Genomic DNA, 19,844 nt, shown 5'->3' with positions numbered 1-19,844 from the left:
GGGCGGATCCGGGGCCTGTCCAGGGCACATCCGCGGCACGTCCGGCGCGGATCGGGGCGCAAGGCGTTCGACGGAGGGCTGTTGAACACGTACACTCATCCGTCGATGGCCTTCCCACCGGCACCACTGCGGTACGTTGGGGGAGTCGCAAAGGGTCGTAGCTCAATTGGTAGAGCACTGGTCTCCAAAACCAGCGGTTGGGGGTTCAAGTCCCTCCGGCCCTGCTCCACACGTCGCCCGACGGACGTGGGCAGGTAAAGCACTCGCCGTACCGCGCGACGGGCGCGGAACGGCCACGACCCGGAGTCAGGTGAGGACGCAGTGACTGAGATCACGGACTCCATCGAGGTCCCTGAGCCGGATGCGTCTCAGGACGACGAGACCAAGAAGCCCCGCCGCGGTGGCAAGCGCGGCAAGAAGGGCCCGCTGGGTCGGCTCGCGCTTTTCTACCGCCAGATCGTCGCGGAGCTTCGCAAGGTCGTCTGGCCGTCCCGCAATGACCTGATCACGTACACCACTGTGGTGATTGTGTTCGTTGTCGTCATCATCGGGCTCGTCAGCGTGATTGACTACGGATTCTCGAAGCTCGTCTCGTACGTCTTCGGATGATCCCGCGGAAGGCGCCGGTCAACAGGCGTCCCGCTCGTTCCACCCCTTGAAGTCAGGAAGAAGCAGTCACCGTGTCTGACCCGAACGTGTACGACGCCGACGAGTCCGTCGAGGGCGACGACACCGCGCTCGACATCGTCGAGGCGGCCGACGACGACATCGACCAGGCCGAGGCTGCCGACCTGAACGCCGGAGACGCCGCCGAGAGCGACGCCGTCCACGTCGAGGACGAAGACGCTTCCGACGAGACCGCCGACGAGGACTCCTCGGACGACGACTCCTCCGCCGAGGACGCTTCCGGCGAGGACGAGGACGAGGACGCCGCCGAGGCCCCCGTCGCCGAGCCGGTCGTCGACGCCGTCGCCGCCTTCCGCGAGGAACTCCGCACCCTGCCCGGCGAGTGGTACGTGATCCACACCTACGCCGGGTACGAGAACCGCGTGAAGTCCAACCTGGAGCAGCGCGCCGTCTCGCTGAACGTCGAGGACTACATCTACCAGGCCGAAGTGCCCCAGGAAGAAGTCGTCCAGATCAAGAACGGCGACCGCAAGACCATTCGCCAGAACAAGCTCCCCGGCTACGTGCTGGTGCGCATGGACCTGACGAACGAGTCGTGGGGCGTCGTCCGCAACACCCCCGGTGTCACCGGCTTCGTCGGCAACGCGTACGACCCCTACCCGCTGACCCTGGACGAGATCGTCAAGATGCTCGCCCCCGAGGTCGAGGCGGCGGCCGAGGCCGCGGCCATCGCGGAGGGCACCGCCCAGCCGCGCAAGGTCGAGGTCCAGGTGCTGGACTTCGAGGTCGGCGACTCGGTCACCGTCACCGACGGCCCCTTCGCGACGCTGCAGGCGACGATCAACGAGATCAACGCCGACTCGAAGAAGGTCAAGGGCCTCGTCGAGATCTTCGGCCGCGAGACCCCGGTCGAGCTGAGCTTCGACCAGATCCAGAAGAACTGACCCTCACGGGGTCGGATCCACAGACGTATCGACCAGGTCAGGCGGGCTGCTCGCAGTCTTCCTGACCTGCTCGGTTTCAGAGCACACCGCGATACCCGTTATCGTGGTGCGGTATGCCTGTTCTCAGGCAAGAAAACTCTCACTAGGACCCGGAGAGAGCAATGCCTCCCAAGAAGAAGAAGGTCACGGGGCTTATCAAGCTCCAGATCAACGCCGGCGCGGCCAACCCGGCGCCGCCGGTCGGCCCCGCGCTGGGCCAGCACGGCGTGAACATCATGGAGTTCTGCAAGGCGTACAACGCGGCCACCGAGTCGCAGCGCGGCATGGTGATCCCGGTGGAGATCACGGTCTACGAGGACCGTTCCTTCACCTTCATCACCAAGACGCCGCCGGCCGCCAAGCTGATCCTGAAGGCCGCGGGCGTGGACAAGGGCTCCGGCGAGCCGCACGTCAAGAAGGTCGCCAAGCTCAGCCGCGACCAGGTCCGGGAGATCGCCACCACCAAGCTCCCCGACCTCAACGCGAACGACCTGGACGCCGCCGAGAAGATCATCGCCGGCACCGCCCGTTCCATGGGCATCACGGTCGAGGGCTGACCGCACCCACCCGCGAAGTTCAGTGGCAGGGCCTGCTCGGCCCGCACCACGACTCCCTTTCACATTCAGGAGCAGTAAGTGAGCAAGCGCAGCAAGTCTCTCCGCGCTGCGGACGCCAAGATCGACCGGGAGCGTCTGTACGCCCCGCTCGAGGCCGTCCGTCTCGCCAAGGACACCGCGAACACCAAGTTCGACTCGACCGTCGAGATCGCCTTCCGCCTGGGTGTCGACCCGCGCAAGGCCGACCAGATGGTCCGTGGCACCGTGAACCTTCCGCACGGCACCGGCAAGACCGCCCGGGTCCTGGTCTTCGCGACCGGTGACCGTGCTGCGGCCGCGGAAGCCGCGGGAGCCGACATCGTCGGCTCCGACGAACTGATCGACGAGGTGGCGAAGGGCCGGCTGGACTTCGACGCCGTCGTCGCCACCCCGGACCTCATGGGCAAGGTCGGCCGCCTCGGCCGCGTGCTCGGCCCCCGTGGCCTCATGCCGAACCCGAAGACCGGCACGGTCACCCCGGACGTGGCGAAGGCTGTCACGGACATCAAGGGCGGCAAGATCGAGTTCCGCGTCGACAAGCACTCGAACCTGCACTTCATCATCGGCAAGGTCTCCTTCGACGAGACCAAGCTGGTGGAGAACTACGCGGCGGCCCTGGACGAGATCCTGCGTCTGAAGCCGTCCGCCGCCAAGGGCCGGTACGTCAAGAAGGCCGCCGTGTCCACCACCATGGGCCCCGGCATCCAGATCGACCCCAACCGCACGCGCAACCTCCTCGTCGAGGAAGACCCCGCGTCGGTCTGACGATCGCGCCTCACGCCCGCGTGAGCACGGCTCCGGCCCCCGCACCAGTCACGTACTGGGCGGGGGCCGGAGCCTTTTCCCCCGCTGACCGGAGCCGTTCCCGCCGATTTGGTTTTCCGCGACCGCGTCCCGTACTCTCGTGTCTGAAGCCAAAGACCGCTGGTCGTTGCCGTGCCCGATTCCGGGTGTGGTGGCCGAAGGATCCGCTAGCTGCGGACGACCCGCGCAGGTGACTGTGGATGAACTCCGGAAGTGTTTTTTCCGTTGAGTCACGCCCCGTGCGCCTGCGCCCGGGGCGTTCGTTTTTGCCAAGTCCCCTCCTTCAATTCCGTGCGGTCCGCAATCACCCGGAAGGAGGCCGAGACTCATGGCGAGGCCTGACAAGGCTGCCGCGGTTGCCGAGTTGACGGATCAGTTCCGCTCCTCGAACGCCGCTGTGCTGACCGAGTACCGCGGTCTCACCGTGGCGCAGCTCAAGACGCTGCGCCGTTCGCTCGGTGAGAACGTCACGTACGCCGTGGTGAAGAACACGCTGACCAGGATCGCGGCCAACGAGGCCGGGATCAGCACGCTCGACGACCTGTTCGCGGGTCCGTCGGCCGTCGCCTTCGTCGCCGGTGACCCGGTCGAAGCGGCGAAGGGTCTGCGCGACTTCGCCAAGGACAACCCCGCTCTCGTCATCAAGGGCGGTGTCCTTGACGGCAAGGCGCTGTCCGCCGACGAGATCAAGAAGCTCGCGGACCTCGAGTCCCGCGAGGTTCTGCTCGCCAAGCTGGCGGGCGCCATGAAGGGCAAGCAGTCGCAGGCTGCCTCGCTCTTCCAGGCGCTCCCGTCGAAGTTCGTCCGCACCGCGGAGGCGCTTCGTGCCAAGCGGGCCGAGCAGGGCGAGCAGGGCGGTGCCGGTACGCCGGCTCCCGCCGAGGCTGCCGAATAGCCGACCCGGCTCTCTCAGCAGTCCAGCGGGCCCCGAGTACGCCCGCCGACATGTACATCCGGCACCAGCCGAATTAGTGGAAGGACCGCCATCATGGCGAAGCTCAGCCAGGACGACCTGCTCGCGCAGTTCGAAGAGATGACCCTCATCGAGCTCTCCGAGTTCGTGAAGGCGTTCGAGGACAAGTTCGACGTCACCGCCGCCGCCGCGGTCGCCGTCGCCGGCCCCGCGGGCCCGGGTGCCCCGGTCGAGGCCGCTGAGGAGCAGGACGAGTTCGACGTCGTCCTCACCGCCGCCGGTGACAAGAAGATCCAGGTCATCAAGGTCGTGCGCGAGCTCACCTCGCTCGGCCTGAAGGAGGCCAAGGACCTCGTGGACGGCGCCCCGAAGCCCGTCCTCGAGAAGGTCGCCAAGGAGGCCGCGGACAAGGCTGCCGAGTCCCTCAAGGCCGCCGGCGCCTCCGTCGAGGTCAAGTAACACCTCGCGCCTTCCAGGCGCCCGCTGTCCGGCCCCTCGCGTCCCGCGCACAGGGCCGGACAGCCCCAGGGCGGTCACCCTTACGGGTGGCCGCCCTCGGTCGTTCCCGCGTCCTTGCCGGGCCACGGCCCCGCCCCCCGGGTAGGGTGATCGTTCCCGCACGGGACCTGCTCGGGAGGCACTCGCGACCCGCTCAGGACCCCCGGGGAGAGCAGGGCTGTGAGCATGTCTGCCAGGCCAGGGCCTTGACGAACGGCACGCAGCGCGCAATTCTCAGGACGCGTCGCCACTTCGGTCCGGGTCGGATGCATGGATCGGTGGAGATGCGGGAATGCATGGCGCAGGGCGCGGATCCGGTTCCGAGGGCGGGATCCGCAAGACGGCGAGGGGGCGATGATTCGGTACTCCGAATCTCAGCCTGGACATCAGTGTGCCGAGTGGCTACACTGACCCTTTGCGCTGCCTGTTAGCTGCTGCCTGGCCCGTCACCAGGAGCATGCCCACGTCTGAGCACTGCTGAAGAGGCCTCCATCAGGGCTTTCCTCGCACGCTCAGGGGCGGACCGGTACGCGCGTAGTGAGTCCGAGCCCTCGGAAGGACCCCCTCTTGGCCGCCTCGCGCAACGCCTCGACTGCCAATTCGAACAACGGCGCCAGCACCGCACCGCTGCGCATCTCTTTCGCGAAGATCCGTGAACCGCTCGAAGTTCCGAACCTCCTCGCGCTCCAGACCGAGAGCTTTGACTGGCTCCTCGGCAATGCCGCATGGAAGGCGCGCGTCGAGGCGGCCCTGGACAGTGGGCAGGATGTCCCCAGGAAGTCCGGTCTGGAGGAGATCTTCGAGGAGATCTCCCCGATCGAGGACTTCTCCGGGTCGATGTCGCTCACTTTCCGTGACCACCGGTTCGAGCCGCCGAAGAACTCGCTCGACGAGTGCAAGGAGCGCGACTTCACGTACGGCGCCCCGCTCTTCGTCACCGCCGAGTTCACCAACAACGAGACCGGTGAGATCAAGTCCCAGACGGTCTTCATGGGCGACTTCCCCCTGATGACCAACAAGGGCACGTTCTGCATCAACGGCACCGAGCGTGTCGTCGTGTCGCAGCTCGTGCGCTCGCCGGGTGTCTACTTCGACAGCCAGATCGACAAGACGTCCGACAAGGACATCTTCTCCGCCAAGATCATCCCGTCCCGGGGTGCCTGGCTGGAGATGGAGATCGACAAGCGCGACATGGTCGGTGTCCGCATCGACCGCAAGCGCAAGCAGTCGGTCACCGTCCTGCTCAAGGCGCTCGGCTGGAGCACCGAGCAGATCCTCGACGAGTTCGGCGACTACGAGTCGATGCGCGCCACCCTGGAGAAGGACCACACCCAGGGCCAGGACGACGCGCTGCTCGACATCTACCGCAAGCTGCGTCCGGGCGAGCCGCCGACCAAGGAGGCCGCCCAGACCCTGCTGGAGAACCTCTACTTCAACCCGAAGCGCTACGACCTCGCGAAGGTCGGCCGCTACAAGGTCAACAAGAAGCTCGGCAGCGACGCGCCGCTGGACGCCGGTGTGCTCACCACCGACGACATCATCGCCACCATCAAGTACCTGGTGAAGCTGCACGCGGGCGAGACCGAGACCACCGGTGACAACGGCACCACGATGGTGGTCGAGGTCGACGACATCGACCACTTCGGCAACCGTCGCCTGCGCAACGTCGGCGAGCTCATCCAGAACCAGGTCCGTACCGGCCTGGCCCGTATGGAGCGCGTCGTCCGCGAGCGGATGACCACCCAGGACGTCGAGGCGATCACGCCGCAGACCCTGATCAACATCCGGCCGGTCGTCGCCTCCATCAAGGAGTTCTTCGGCACCAGCCAGCTGTCCCAGTTCATGGACCAGACGAACCCGCTGTCCGGCCTGACCCACAAGCGCCGCCTGTCGGCGCTGGGCCCCGGCGGTCTGTCCCGTGAGCGGGCCGGCTTCGAGGTCCGTGACGTGCACCCGTCGCACTACGGCCGGATGTGCCCGATCGAGACCCCCGAAGGCCCGAACATCGGTCTGATCGGCTCGCTCGCCTCCTACGGCCGGGTCAACGCGTTCGGCTTCGTCGAGACCCCGTACCGCAAGGTCGTCGAGGGTGTCGTCACCGACGACGTGGACTACCTGACCGCCGACGAGGAGGACCGCTTCGTCATCGCGCAGGCCAACGCGCCGCTGACCGAGGACCTGCGGTTCGCCGAGTCCCGCGTGCTGGTCCGCCGCCGTGGCGGCGAGATCGACTACATCCCCGGTGACGACGTCGACTACATGGACGTCTCGCCGCGCCAGATGGTGTCGGTCGCGACCGCGATGATCCCGTTCCTCGAGCACGACGACGCCAACCGCGCGCTCATGGGCTCCAACATGATGCGCCAGGCCGTGCCGCTGATCCGTGCCGAGGCGCCGCTGGTCGGCACCGGCATGGAGTACCGCTGCGCGGTCGACGCCGGTGACGTCATCAAGGCCGAGAAGGACGGTGTGGTCCAGGAGGTCTCCGCGGACTACGTCACGGTCACCAACGACGACGGCACGTACACCACGTACCGGGTCGCCAAGTTCTCCCGCTCCAACCAGGGCACGTCCTTCAACCAGAAGGTCGTCGTGGACGAGGGCGCCCGTGTGGTGGCCGGCCAGGTGCTCGCCGACGGCCCGTCCACGGACGAGGGCGAGATGGCGCTCGGCAAGAACCTCCTCGTGGCGTTCATGCCGTGGGAGGGCCACAACTACGAAGACGCGATCATCCTCAGCCAGCGGCTGGTCCAGGACGACGTCCTCTCCTCGATCCACATCGAGGAGCACGAGGTCGACGCCCGTGACACCAAGCTGGGCCCCGAGGAGATCACCCGGGACATCCCGAACGTCTCCGAGGAGGTCCTCGCGGACCTCGACGAGCGCGGGATCATCCGGATCGGTGCCGATGTCGTCGCCGGCGACATCCTGGTCGGCAAGGTCACGCCCAAGGGCGAGACCGAGCTGACCCCGGAGGAGCGCCTGCTGCGCGCGATCTTCGGTGAGAAGGCGCGTGAGGTCCGTGACACCTCGCTGAAGGTGCCGCACGGCGAGACCGGCAAGGTCATCGGCGTCCGGGTCTTCGACCGCGAGGAGGGCGACGAGCTTCCCCCCGGTGTGAACCAGCTTGTGCGTGTGTACGTGGCGCAGAAGCGCAAGATCACCGACGGTGACAAGCTCGCCGGCCGCCACGGCAACAAGGGCGTCATCTCCAAGATCCTGCCGGTCGAGGACATGCCGTTCACCGAGGACGGCACCCCGGTCGACATCATCCTGAACCCGCTCGGCGTCCCGTCCCGGATGAACCCGGGACAGGTGCTGGAGATCCACCTCGGCTGGCTTGCCAAGCAGGGCTGGGACGTCTCCGGTATCGGCGAGGAGTGGGCCCGCCGCCTGCAGGCGATCGACGCCGACCAGGTGGCCCCGGGCACCAACGTCGCGACCCCGGTCTTCGACGGTGCCCGAGAGGACGAGATCCGTGGTCTCTTCGAGTCCACGATCCCGAACCGGGACGGCGACCGGATGGTGCTGCCGTCCGGCAAGGCGCGGCTGTTCGACGGCCGCTCCGGCGAGCCGTTCCCGGAGCCGATCTCGATCGGCTACATGTACATCCTCAAACTGCACCACCTGGTGGACGACAAGCTGCACGCGCGTTCCACCGGCCCGTACTCGATGATCACCCAGCAGCCTCTGGGTGGTAAGGCACAGTTCGGTGGACAGCGGTTCGGCGAGATGGAGGTGTGGGCGCTGGAGGCGTACGGCGCCGCATATGCCCTCCAGGAGCTGCTGACCATCAAGTCCGACGACGTGCTCGGTCGCGTGAAGGTCTACGAGGCCATCGTCAAGGGCGAGAACATCCCCGAGCCGGGCATCCCCGAGTCCTTCAAGGTGCTCATCAAGGAAATGCAGTCGCTCTGCCTCAACGTGGAGGTGCTGTCCTCGGACGGTATGTCCATCGAGATGCGTGACACCGACGAGGACGTCTTCCGCGCCGCGGAAGAACTCGGTATCGACCTGTCCCGGCGTGAGCCGAGCAGCGTCGAAGAGGTCTGACGGGCCGGTCGCCCGGCTCCACCCGAGCCGGGCGGCCTCTCCCAGGACCGTTCAGACCATGTTTGACACTCGACCCCGAAAGAGGGATTGACGACAAGTGCTCGACGTCAACTTCTTCGACGAGCTGCGGATCGGCCTTGCCACCGCGGACGACATTCGTACCTGGTCGCACGGCGAAGTGAAGAAGCCGGAGACCATCAACTACCGCACGCTCAAGCCGGAAAAGGACGGGCTCTTCTGCGAGAAGATCTTCGGTCCGACCCGGGACTGGGAGTGCTACTGCGGCAAGTACAAGCGTGTCCGGTTCAAGGGCATCATCTGTGAGCGCTGCGGCGTCGAGGTCACTCGCGCCAAGGTGCGCCGTGAGCGGATGGGCCACATCGAGCTTGCCGCGCCCGTCACGCACATCTGGTACTTCAAGGGCGTTCCGTCGCGCCTCGGCTACCTGCTCGACCTCGCCCCGAAGGACCTGGAGAAGGTCATCTACTTCGCGGCGTACATGATCACGTGGGTGGACGACGAGCGTCGTACCCGCGATCTGCCGTCGCTGGAGGCCCAGGTCTCCGTCGAGCGCCAGCAGGTCGAGCAGCGCCGTGACGCCGATGTCGAAGGCCGGCAGAAGAAGCTGGAAGCCGACCTGGCCGAGCTGGAGAACGAAGGCGCCAAGGCCGACGTCCGCCGCAAGGTCCGTGAGGGCGCCGAGCGCGAGATGAAGCAGCTGCGCGACCGTGCGCAGCGCGAGATCGACCGTCTCGACGAGGTGTGGGCGCGCTTCAAGAACCTCAAGGTCCAGGACCTCGAGGGCGACGAGCTGCTCTACCGCGAGCTGCGCGACCGCTTCGGCACGTACTTCCAGGGCTCGATGGGTGCCGCGGCGCTGCAGAAGCGCCTGGAGTCCTTCGACCTGGAGGAGGAGGCCGAGCGCCTCCGCGAGATCATCCGTACCGGCAAGGGCCAGAAGAAGACCCGGGCGCTCAAGCGCCTCAAGGTCGTCTCCGCGTTCCTGCAGACCACCAACAAGCCCAACGGCATGGTGCTGGACTGCGTCCCGGTGATCCCGCCGGACCTGCGTCCGATGGTGCAGCTGGACGGTGGCCGCTTCGCGACCTCCGACCTGAACGACCTGTACCGCCGTGTCATCAACCGCAACAACCGCCTGAAGCGGCTTCTCGACCTCGGCGCGCCCGAGATCATCGTGAACAACGAGAAGCGCATGCTCCAGGAGGCCGTCGACGCGCTCTTCGACAACGGCCGCCGCGGCCGCCCGGTCACGGGCCCCGGCAACCGTCCGCTGAAGTCGCTGTCCGACATGCTCAAGGGCAAGCAGGGCCGGTTCCGCCAGAACCTCCTCGGCAAGCGCGTCGACTACTCCGCCCGTTCGGTGATCGTCGTCGGCCCGCAGCTCAAGCTGCACCAGTGCGGTCTGCCCAAGGCCATGGCGCTGGAGCTCTTCAAGCCGTTCGTGATGAAGCGCCTGGTGGACCTGAACCACGCGCAGAACATCAAGTCGGCCAAGCGCATGGTCGAGCGCGGCCGCACGGTCGTGTACGACGTGCTGGAAGAGGTCATCGCCGAGCACCCGGTGCTGCTGAACCGCGCGCCGACCCTGCACCGCCTCGGTATCCAGGCGTTCGAGCCGCAGCTCGTCGAGGGCAAGGCCATCCAGATCCACCCGCTGGTCTGCACCGCGTTCAACGCGGACTTCGACGGTGACCAGATGGCCGTGCACCTCCCGCTGTCCGCGGAGGCGCAGGCCGAGGCCCGCATCCTGATGCTGTCCTCGAACAACATCCTCAAGCCGGCCGACGGCCGCCCGGTCACCATGCCGACCCAGGACATGGTGCTCGGCCTGTTCTTCCTGACCACGGACTCCGAGGAGCGCGAGGTCAAGGGTGAGGGCCGGGCGTTCGGCGCCACCGCCGAGGCGATCATGGCGTTCGACAACCGCGAGCTGTCGATGCAGGCCCCGGTCGACATCCGCTTCCCGGTGGGCACCGTCCCGCCGCGCGGCTGGACCCCGCCGGAGCCCACCGAGGGCGAGGAGCCGTACCAGCTCGGAGACACCTTCCGGCTGCGTACCACCCTGGGCCGCGCGCTCTTCAACGAGCTGCTGCCCGAGGACTACCCGTTCGTGGACTACGCGGTCGGCAAGAAGCAGCTCTCCGAGATCGTCAACGACCTCGCCGAGCGCTACCCCAAGGTGATCGTGGCGGCGACGCTCGACAACCTGAAGGCGGCGGGCTTCCACTGGGCGACCCGTTCCGGTGTCACGGTGGCCGTCACGGACATCGTCGTGCCGGAGGCCAAGAAGGCGATCATCGCCTCCTACGAGGCCCAGGACGAGAAGGTCCAGAAGCAGTACGAGCGTGGTCTGATCACCAAGGACGAGCGCACCCAGGAACTCATCGCGATCTGGACCAAGGCGACCAACGAGGTTGCCGTGGCGATGAACGCGAACTTCCCGAAGACCAACCCCATCTTCATGATGGTGGACTCCGGGGCCCGCGGAAACATGATGCAGATGCGTCAGATCGCGGGTATGCGAGGACTGGTGTCGAACGCCAAGAACGAGACCATCGCGCGTCCGATCAAGGCGTCCTTCCGTGAGGGCCTGTCCGTGCTGGAGTACTTCATCTCCACCCACGGTGCCCGTAAGGGTCTGGCCGACACCGCGCTGCGTACCGCCGACTCGGGTTACCTGACCCGTCGTCTGGTGGACGTCTCGCAGGACGTGATCATCCGCGAGGAGGACTGCGGCACCGAGCGCGGTCTGAAGCTGCGGATCGCCGAGCGCGGCGAGGACGGCTCGCTGCGCAAGACGGACGACGTCGAGACCAGCGTCTACGCCCGCATGCTCGCCGAGGACGTGGTGGTGGACGGCAAGGTCATCGCGCCTGCCAACGTCGACCTCGGTGACGTGCTGATCGACCAGCTGGTGCGGCACGGCGTCGAGGAGGTCAAGACCCGTTCGATCCTGACCTGCGAGTCGGCCGTCGGCACCTGCGCGTACTGCTACGGCCGTTCGCTGGCCACCGGCAAGCTCGTCGACATCGGCGAGGCCGTCGGCATCATCGCGGCCCAGTCGATCGGTGAGCCCGGCACCCAGCTGACGATGCGTACCTTCCACACCGGTGGTGTGGCCGGTGACGACATCACGCAGGGTCTGCCGCGTGTCGTCGAGCTCTTCGAGGCCCGTGTCCCCAAGGGTGTCGCCCCGATCTCCGAGGCGTCCGGCCGGGTCCGGATCGAGGAGACCGAGAAGACCAAGAAGCTCGTGGTCACGCCGGACGACGGTGCCGAGGAGATCGCCTACCCGATCTCCAAGCGCGCCAAGCTGCTGGTGGGCGAGGGCGACCAGGTCGCGGTCGGCCAGAAGCTGACCTTCGGTGCCACCAACCCGCACGACGTGCTGCGCATCCTCGGCCAGCGCCAGGTCCAGATCCACCTGGTCCAGGAAGTGCAGAAGGTCTACAACTCGCAGGGTGTGTCGATCCACGACAAGCACATCGAGATCATCATCCGGCAGATGCTGCGCCGGGTGACGATCATCGAGTCCGGCGACGCGGAGCTGCTGCCGGGCGAGCTGGTCGAGCGCGGCCGGTTCGAGACCGAGAACCGGCGTGTGGTCTCCGAGGGCGGTCACCCCGCCTCCGGTCGTCCGCAGCTCATGGGTATCACCAAGGCGTCGCTGGCGACCGAGTCCTGGCTGTCGGCGGCCTCCTTCCAGGAGACGACCCGGGTGCTGACCGACGCGGCGATCCACGCCAAGTCGGACTCGCTGCTGGGCCTGAAGGAGAACGTCATCATCGGCAAGCTGATCCCGGCCGGTACGGGCCTCGCCCGCTACCGCAACATCCGGGTGGAGCCGACCGAGGAGGCGAAGGCCGCGATGTACTCGGCCGTCGGCTACGACGACATCGACTACAGCCCCTTCGGCACCGGCTCCGGCCAGGCCGTACCGCTGGAGGACTACGACTACGGCCCGTACAACGGCTGATAGTTCACGGTCCGTCACGTAGCGGGCTTGTCACACAGGGCGGTCATCCCTCTCCGGGATGGCCGCCCTGCGGCATGATGGAGACATGCTTGCCGGGGATGCGGATCGGGAGCGCGCGGTGAACGTCCTCAAGGACGCCTTCACCGAGGGGCGGCTCACGCAGATCGAGTACGAGGACCGGATGGGGCGTGCCTACCAGGCGCGCACCTACGGTGAGTTGGACGTGCTGACCGGGGACATCCCGCGGCCCGTGCCGGTGCCGCCGACCTTCCGCCCGATGCCGCCGCCGGGCACCAACAGCAACGCCGTGGGCGCCATGGTGTGCGGGATCCTCGGCCCGATGACGCTGGGCGTGACCACGATCCCGGCGATAGTGCTGGGGCATGTGGCCCGCCACCAGATCCGCCGCACGGGCCAGAACGGCGACGGAATGGCCGTCGCGGGGCTGGTGCTGGGGTATCTCGTGGCGATCGGCGGAATGCTGCTCATCGTTCTGGGGGCGCTGGGGTCGTAGCGCGGCAGTTCCCGGGCACCGGCGTGTCCTGCACGTTTGCATTTGTTTTGACCGGAGCCGATGCGGTAGGTACGCTCTGACCTTGTGCCTGGGGTGTGCCCGGGTTCCTGCGCGTGCCATGCGACCGCGGAGGGGCACCGAGGCCGCGACACCCGAATATATGCACTTTCCGTTCACTGCGGATTCGTGCGGGGTTCGCGACACACCCGACCGCGTGGGTCGGGCCTCAGGTTAGATTTATCGAGATCGGCACACAGAAACCGGAGAAACGGTGCCTACGATCCAGCAGTTGGTCCGAAAGGGCCGGCAGGACAAGGTCGAGAAGAACAAGACGCCCGCGCTGAAGGGTTCCCCCCAGCGTCGCGGCGTTTGCACGCGTGTGTACACGACCACCCCGAAGAAGCCGAACTCGGCTCTCCGTAAGGTCGCGCGTGTGCGTCTGACCAGCGGTATCGAGGTCACGGCGTACATCCCGGGTGAGGGCCACAACCTGCAGGAGCACTCGATCGTGCTCGTCCGCGGTGGCCGTGTGAAGGACCTTCCGGGTGTTCGCTACAAGATCATCCGCGGTTCCCTCGACACGCAGGGCGTCAAGAACCGTAAGCAGGCTCGCAGCCGCTACGGCGCCAAGAAGGAGAAGTAAGAATGCCTCGTAAGGGCCCCGCCCCGAAGCGCCCGGTCATCATCGACCCGGTTTACGGCTCCCCTCTGGTGACGTCGCTCGTCAACAAGATCCTCCTGCACGGAAAGCGCTCCACCGCCGAGCGCATCGTGTACGGCGCCCTTGAGGGCCTCCGCGAGAAGTCGGGCAACGACCCGGTCATCGCGCTGAAGCGCGCCCTGGAGAACATCAAGCCGACCCTTGAGGTCAAGTCCCGCCGCGTCGGCGGTGCGACCTACCAGGTGCCGGTCGAGGTTCGTCCGGGCCGTCAGAACACGCTGGCGCTCCGCTGGCTCGTCGGTTACTCCCGCGCCCGTCGCGAGAAGACGATGACCGAGCGTCTGATGAACGAGATCCTCGACGCCAGCAATGGCCTGGGTGCTTCCGTGAAGCGCCGCGAGGACACGCACAAGATGGCTGAGTCCAACAAGGCCTTCGCGCACTACCGCTGGTAGTCACCACCCCCATCGAAACCGAGAGAAGACTGAGCCACATGGCCACCACTTCGCTTGACCTGGCCAGGGTCCGCAACATCGGGATCATGGCCCACATCGACGCGGGCAAGACGACGACCACCGAGCGGATCCTGTTCTACACCGGTGTTTCGTACAAGATCGGTGAGGTCCACGACGGCGCTGCCACCATGGACTGGATGGAGCAGGAGCAGGAGCGCGGCATCACCATCACGTCCGCCGCGACGACCTGTCACTGGCCGCTCGAGGATGTCGACCACACCATCAACATCATCGACACCCCCGGCCACGTCGACTTCACCGTCGAGGTGGAGCGCTCGCTGCGCGTCCTCGACGGTGCCGTCACGGTGTTCGACGGTGTCGCCGGTGTGGAGCCGCAGTCCGAGACGGTGTGGCGTCAGGCCGACCGCTACGGCGTGCCCCGCATCTGCTTCGTCAACAAGCTCGACCGCACCGGCGCGGAGTTCCACCGCTGCGTCGACATGATCGTGGACCGCCTCGGCGCGGTTCCGCTGGTCATGCAGCTCCCCATCGGTGCCGAGGCCGACTTCAAGGGTGTCGTCGACCTCGTCCAGATGAAGGCGCTGGTCTGGTCGCTCGAGGCGACCAAGGGCGAGATGTACGACGTCGTCGACATCCCGGACACGCACCGTGAGGCGGCCGACGAGTGGCACGGCAAGCTGCTCGAAGCCGTCGCCGAGCACGATGACGCGATGATGGAGCTGTACCTGGAGGGCCAGGAGCCCACCCAGGAGCAGCTCATCGCGGCGATCCGGCGGATCACGCTGGCCTCCAAGGGCAGCAAGGACTCCGTCACCGTCACCCCCGTGTTCTGCGGCACCGCGTTCAAGAACAAGGGCGTCCAGCCCCTGCTCGACGCGGTCGTGCGCTACCTCCCGTCGCCGCTGGACGTCGAGGCCATCGAGGGCCACGCCGTCGGCAACGCCGACGAGGTCATCAAGCGCCGCCCCTCGGACGACGAGCCGTTCTCCGGCCTCGCGTTCAAGATCATGAGCGACCCGCACCTGGGCAAGCTCACCTTCGTCCGGGTCTACTCGGGCCGCCTGGAGTCGGGTTCAGCCGTGCTGAACTCGGTCAAGGGCAAGAAGGAGCGCATCGGCAAGATCTACCGCATGCACGCGAACAAGCGTGAGGAGATCGAGTCGGTGGGCGCCGGCGACATCATCGCCGTCATGGGCCTGAAGCAGACCACCACCGGTGAGACGCTGTGCGACGACAAGAACCCGGTGATCCTGGAGTCCATGGACTTCCCGGCGCCGGTCATCCAGGTCGCGATCGAGCCCAAGTCCAAGGGCGACCAGGAGAAGCTGGGTGTCGCCATCCAGCGTCTCTCGGAGGAGGACCCCTCCTTCCAGGTCCACTCGGACGAGGAGACCGGCCAGACCATCATCGGCGGCATGGGCGAACTGCACCTCGAGGTGCTGGTGGACCGTATGCGGCGCGAGTTCCGGGTCGAGGCCAATGTCGGCAAGCCGCAGGTCGCGTACCGCGAGACCATCCGCAAGACGGTCGAGCGCATTGACTACACCCACAAGAAGCAGACCGGTGGTACCGGTCAGTTCGCCAAGGTGCAGATCATGCTCGAGCCGCTCGAGGGTGGCGACGCGACCTACGAGTTCGTCAACAAGGTCACCGGTGGCCGTATCCCCCGGGAGTACATCCCGTCGGTGGACGCGGGCGCGCAGGAGGCCATGAAGTTCGGCATCCTGGCCGGCTACGAGATGGTGGGCGTCCGCGTCACCCTGATCGACGGCGGCTACCACGAGGTCGACTCCTCCGAACTGGCATTCAAGATCGCCGGTTCGCAGGCGTTCAAGGAGGGTGCCCGCAAGGCGAGCCCCGTTCTCCTTGAGCCCATGATGGCCGTCGAGGTCACCACGCCCGAGGACTACATGGGCGATGTGATCGGCGACCTCAACTCCCGCCGTGGCCAGATCCAGGCCATGGAGGAGCGCAGCGGTGCCCGGGTCGTCAAGGGCCTGGTTCCGCTGTCGGAGATGTTCGGCTACGTCGGTGACCTGCGGTCCAAGACCTCGGGCCGGGCCAGCTACTCCATGCAGTTCGACTCCTACGCCGAGGTTCCGCGGAACGTCGCCGAGGAGATCATCGCGAAGGCCAAGGGCGAGTAGCACTCCGCTGCACAGCCCGTAGGCTTGACAGCAGGCTTCGGGGTATTCCGCCGCAATCCGGAAGGTGCGCGGCGGAGTCCCCCGGCAGTCCGCAATCCAGCAAAGATCACCTGGCGCCGATGAAGCAAGGCGTACAGATCCACTCCCAGGAGGACCCCAGTGGCGAAGGCGAAGTTCGAGCGGACTAAGCCGCACGTCAACATCGGCACCATCGGTCACATCGACCACGGTAAGACGACCCTTACCGCGGCGATCACCAAGGTGCTGCATGACGCGTACCCGGACCTGAACGAGGCCTCGGCCTTCGACCAGATCGACAAGGCTCCTGAGGAGCGCCAGCGCGGTATCACGATCTCCATCGCGCACGTCGAGTACCAGACCGAGTCGCGTCACTACGCCCACGTCGACTGCCCCGGTCACGCGGACTACATCAAGAACATGATCACGGGTGCGGCGCAGATGGACGGCGCCATCCTCGTGGTCGCCGCGACCGACGGCCCGATGCCGCAGACCAAGGAGCACGTGCTCCTGGCCCGCCAGGTCGGCGTTCCCTACATCGTTGTCGCCCTGAACAAGGCCGACATGGTGGACGACGAGGAGATCCTGGAGCTCGTCGAGCTCGAGGTCCGCGAGCTGCTCTCCGAGTACGAGTTCCCGGGCGACGACCTGCCGGTCGTGCGTGTCTCCGCGCTCAAGGCGCTCGAGGGCGACAAGGAGTGGGGCGAGAAGCTTCTCGGCCTCATGTCCGCCGTCGACGAGGCCATCCCCACCCCGGCCCGTGACGTCGAGAAGCCGTTCCTGATGCCGATCGAGGACGTCTTCACGATCACCGGTCGTGGCACCGTCGTCACCGGTCGTATCGAGCGCGGTGTGCTCAAGGTCAACGAGACCGTCGACATCATCGGCATCAAGACCGAGAAGACCACCACCACGGTCACCGGTATCGAGATGTTCCGCAAGCTGCTCGACGAGGGCCAGGCGGGCGAGAACGTCGGTCTGCTCCTCCGTGGCATCAAGCGCGAGGACGTCGAGCGCGGCCAGGTCATCATCAAGCCGGGCACGGTCACGCCGCACACCGAGTTCGAGGCCCAGGCCTACATCCTGTCGAAGGACGAGGGTGGCCGTCACACCCCCTTCTTCAACAACTACCGTCCGCAGTTCTACTTCCGGACGACCGACGTGACCGGCGTCGTGACCCTCCCCGAGGGCACCGAGATGGTCATGCCGGGCGACAACACCGCCATGAGCGTCGCGCTGATCCAGCCGATCGCCATGGAGGAGGGCCTGAAGTTCGCCATCCGCGAGGGTGGCCGGACCGTAGGCGCCGGCCAGGTCACGTCGATCACCAAGTGACGTGACGCTGCGCTGAGCTTTACCGAAAAGGTCCCGCACCGCCTTTGGGCAGTGCGGGACCTTTTCCGTTGCCCACGGAAGGGGGTTCGCCCCAAAGGGGCGCGGGGAACTGCGCGACCAGCCCTCGACGGGCTGCAGGTCACCACCGGCCCCAATGGGGCAGACGCGTGGTCTTCGGACCACCGGCCGGTGGGGGCGGGCCGCGCAGTTCCCCGCGCCCCTACGGGGCTTTACGTGGGCACCCGGACGCGGAGGGTGGTCGCGGAGGCGGGGTGGTGGTAGGTGAGGGTGAGGGTGCCGTTGGGGGAGAGGGTGGGGACGGGGGTGTCGGCGGGGCGGGGGAGGGTGGGGCGGGGGTCGAGGCGGACCGGGCCGCCGGGGGCGGACTGGGCCCAGTGGCGGACGGTGGTGTGGCTGGCGCCGAAGACGTGGACGCGGCCCGCGTGGTCGACGATGGTGGAGAGTCCCTCCTGGACCTCCGCGCCGCCCAGGTCGGTCCAGGGCGACCAGGCCGCCCCGCCGGGTCCCAGGACCCGCGCGCTGATCCCCTTGGCGGCGTTGCGCGCGAAGAGATGGACGCTGCCGTCCGCGGTGGCCACCGCGACCGGGGCGCCCACCCGGCGCCCCCGGTCCTCGTCGGCCTCGGGGTTGCCCAGTGAGGACCAGACGCCGTCGCGCCACAGGACGATGTCCCGGGCGTTCGGCCCGCCGTGCCCCTTCAGCGCGGCGAAGCGCAGCGCGAACAGCAGGGTGGCGCCGTCGGAGGCCCGTACACAGGACAGCGCCGGGGCCAGGGTGCCGCCGCCGAGGTCCTTCACCGGCCCCCACGCGTCGCTGCTCGCGGCGGTCTCCAGCTGCCGCACGGCCCGGTTGCCGAGCACCTGGTAGGCCGTACGCGGCCCGCCGCCGGGTGCCGGGACGATGACCCGGGCGGCCCCGGGATAGCGCGGGTGCGTGGAGCGTATCCAGCCCTTGGGGTTGCCCAGCGGCTCGTTCTCCCCCTGCGCGTAGTCGCCGCAGCCGGCCGCGTTGCCGCACGGCCAGGCGGGACTGCCGCCGTACTGCAGCATGAAGCGGGCCTTGAGGGCGACCGTGGCGGGCGGCAGGTTGTACGGCCAGTGGTGGTTGTAGTACCCGCGGTACGACGCGGTGCTGAACGCCGGGACCTCGCCGTCGCGGCGCGTCGCGGTCGCCACCCACTGGGCCATCGCCTTCCACGTGAACAGCGCGGTGGCTGTGTGGTCGCGGTGGTCGGAGTAGCCGGGCTGCTCGCTGGCGGTGCCGTGCCCGGGGGCGTAGACCTGGATGTCGGGGTCCGGGTCGAGCGTCCTGATCGTCGTCGGGCGGAAGCGGTCCATGAGAGAGGCGAGGACGTCCACCAGCTTCTGGTGGGTGTAGAGGCCGGGCGCGTTGGCGGGGGAGGGGGCGCCCTGCGCGACCACGTACGGCAGTACGGTGCCGGGCTGCTGCCACAGCATCGGCAGGCTCGCGCTGGCGCTCATCTCGTGCATCGACACCTGGAGGAAGACCAGCCGGGCGTAGCCCCCGCGGTTGCGCAGCGAGTCGATCTCGGCGTGCAGCCCGCCGCCGAGGTCGATGACCTCGGTCTGCCACTTGGTGAAGTGCGGCAGCCCCAGCATGGCCGCGTACGCCTGCCGCAGCCCCTGGTGACGCGAGGACGAGTACGCGGCCGGGTCGTGCCGGTGCCGCTTGCGCGGGCCGAACGGCAGCTTGTTCACGCCGGTGGACTCACCGGCCGTCACGTACACGGACACCACCGGCACCGCTTCCTGCAGCGAGTGCAGGGTGTCCGGGTTCATGAAGAACAGGTCGTCGTCGGGGTGCGCGAGGACCTGCATCACCAGCGCGTCGGTACGCGGCTGGTAGGGCTGGGTGGCCGTCGGGTCGGGCGGCGCGGCCAGCGCCCTGGCCTGCGCGGCCGCCGCGGTGCGGGTGGAGGTGCAGCCCGTCGCACCCAGAGCGCCGGCCGCGGCCATCCCTGTCAGCAGCCCCCGCCGCGACGGCCCGCTCGGTATGGAACCCCTCATAGCGGGTAGGAGGGGCCCCAAGGCGCCTGGGTTGCCTCCGGCCGGGCCCTGATCGCCCACGAGATGCGGAGCCGCGGATTCCGTCCCGCGAGCGGCAGCGATCCGACCGGACCGTAACCCGGGCCGCCGCATGCGCCGCCGCGCGCGCCAGCGCGCGATCCGGCACCGTGTCGG

14 protein-coding genes and 1 tRNA gene are annotated in these 19,844 nt (G+C 67.5%); 14 read left to right on the top strand and 1 reads right to left on the bottom strand.

Annotation, left to right across the window (positions count from 1 at the left end; genetic code table 11):
- Positions 1-151: 151 nt before the first annotated feature.
- The 14 genes from AB0M29_RS01880 to tuf all read left to right on the top strand — a co-directional run bounded on the left by AB0M29_RS01880 (position 152) and on the right by tuf (position 17,622).
- Positions 152-224, top strand: a tRNA-Trp gene (locus tag AB0M29_RS01880).
- 97 nt (positions 225-321) lie between these two features.
- On the top strand, positions 322-609 hold the full coding sequence (secE, locus tag AB0M29_RS01875) for a preprotein translocase subunit SecE (RefSeq protein ID WP_365377438.1): 288 nt from the start codon (positions 322-324) through the stop codon (positions 607-609).
- 71 nt (positions 610-680) lie between these two features.
- Entirely contained in the window at positions 681-1,571 is an 891-nt protein-coding gene (nusG, locus tag AB0M29_RS01870) for a transcription termination/antitermination protein NusG (RefSeq protein ID WP_365377436.1), read from the top strand.
- A gap of 161 nt (positions 1,572-1,732) precedes the next feature.
- Positions 1,733-2,167: a 50S ribosomal protein L11 gene (gene rplK, locus AB0M29_RS01865; RefSeq protein ID WP_365377433.1), complete on the top strand. Its 435-nt coding sequence runs from the start codon at positions 1,733-1,735 to the stop codon at positions 2,165-2,167.
- A 78-nt stretch (positions 2,168-2,245) separates the two neighbouring features.
- A complete protein-coding gene (gene rplA / locus AB0M29_RS01860) occupies positions 2,246-2,971 on the top strand; it encodes a 50S ribosomal protein L1 (RefSeq protein WP_365377430.1) in 726 nt (241 codons plus the stop codon).
- Positions 2,972-3,338: 367 nt separating this feature from the next.
- On the top strand, positions 3,339-3,905 hold the full coding sequence (gene rplJ / locus AB0M29_RS01855) for a 50S ribosomal protein L10 (protein ID WP_365377427.1): 567 nt from the start codon (positions 3,339-3,341) through the stop codon (positions 3,903-3,905).
- Positions 3,906-3,998: 93 nt separating this feature from the next.
- Positions 3,999-4,382 carry a 50S ribosomal protein L7/L12 gene (gene rplL, locus AB0M29_RS01850; RefSeq protein WP_365377424.1) on the top strand — a complete coding sequence of 128 codons (384 nt, stop codon included), beginning with the start codon at positions 3,999-4,001 and terminating at the stop codon, positions 4,380-4,382.
- 606 nt (positions 4,383-4,988) lie between these two features.
- Entirely contained in the window at positions 4,989-8,474 is a 3,486-nt protein-coding gene (rpoB, locus tag AB0M29_RS01845) for a DNA-directed RNA polymerase subunit beta (RefSeq protein WP_365377422.1), read from the top strand.
- Between the two features lie 97 nt (positions 8,475-8,571).
- Complete coding sequence (locus AB0M29_RS01840) at positions 8,572-12,471, top strand: DNA-directed RNA polymerase subunit beta' (protein WP_365377419.1); 3,900 nt, start codon at positions 8,572-8,574, stop codon at positions 12,469-12,471.
- Positions 12,472-12,556: 85 nt separating this feature from the next.
- Complete coding sequence (locus AB0M29_RS01835) at positions 12,557-12,985, top strand: DUF1707 and DUF4190 domain-containing protein (protein ID WP_365377416.1); 429 nt, start codon at positions 12,557-12,559, stop codon at positions 12,983-12,985.
- 271 nt (positions 12,986-13,256) lie between these two features.
- Entirely contained in the window at positions 13,257-13,628 is a 372-nt protein-coding gene (gene rpsL / locus AB0M29_RS01830; protein WP_014144289.1) for a 30S ribosomal protein S12, read from the top strand.
- Between the two features lie 2 nt (positions 13,629-13,630).
- Positions 13,631-14,101, top strand: a complete 471-nt coding sequence (gene rpsG / locus AB0M29_RS01825) for a 30S ribosomal protein S7 (RefSeq protein ID WP_037912356.1) — start codon at positions 13,631-13,633, stop codon at positions 14,099-14,101.
- A gap of 38 nt (positions 14,102-14,139) precedes the next feature.
- The gene (gene fusA, locus AB0M29_RS01820; protein WP_365377411.1) at positions 14,140-16,269 is read left to right on the top strand and encodes an elongation factor G; all 2,130 of its coding nucleotides are present in this window, start codon (positions 14,140-14,142) and stop codon (positions 16,267-16,269) included.
- 159 nt (positions 16,270-16,428) lie between these two features.
- A complete protein-coding gene (gene tuf, locus AB0M29_RS01815) occupies positions 16,429-17,622 on the top strand; it encodes an elongation factor Tu (protein WP_365377408.1) in 1,194 nt (397 codons plus the stop codon).
- Positions 17,623-17,852: 230 nt separating this feature from the next.
- Here the strand turns inward: tuf and AB0M29_RS01810 are convergent, their stop codons facing one another.
- Positions 17,853-19,670: a PIG-L family deacetylase gene (locus AB0M29_RS01810; protein ID WP_365377406.1), complete on the bottom strand. Its 1,818-nt coding sequence runs from the start codon at positions 19,668-19,670 to the stop codon at positions 17,853-17,855.
- Positions 19,671-19,844 lie beyond the last annotated feature (174 nt).

Origin of the sequence: Streptomyces sp. NPDC051976 (assembly GCF_040680795.1) — a bacterium.
Taxonomy (GTDB): Bacteria; Actinomycetota; Actinomycetes; order Streptomycetales; family Streptomycetaceae; genus Actinacidiphila.
This window is presented reverse-complemented; position numbering and strand designations above follow the sequence as displayed.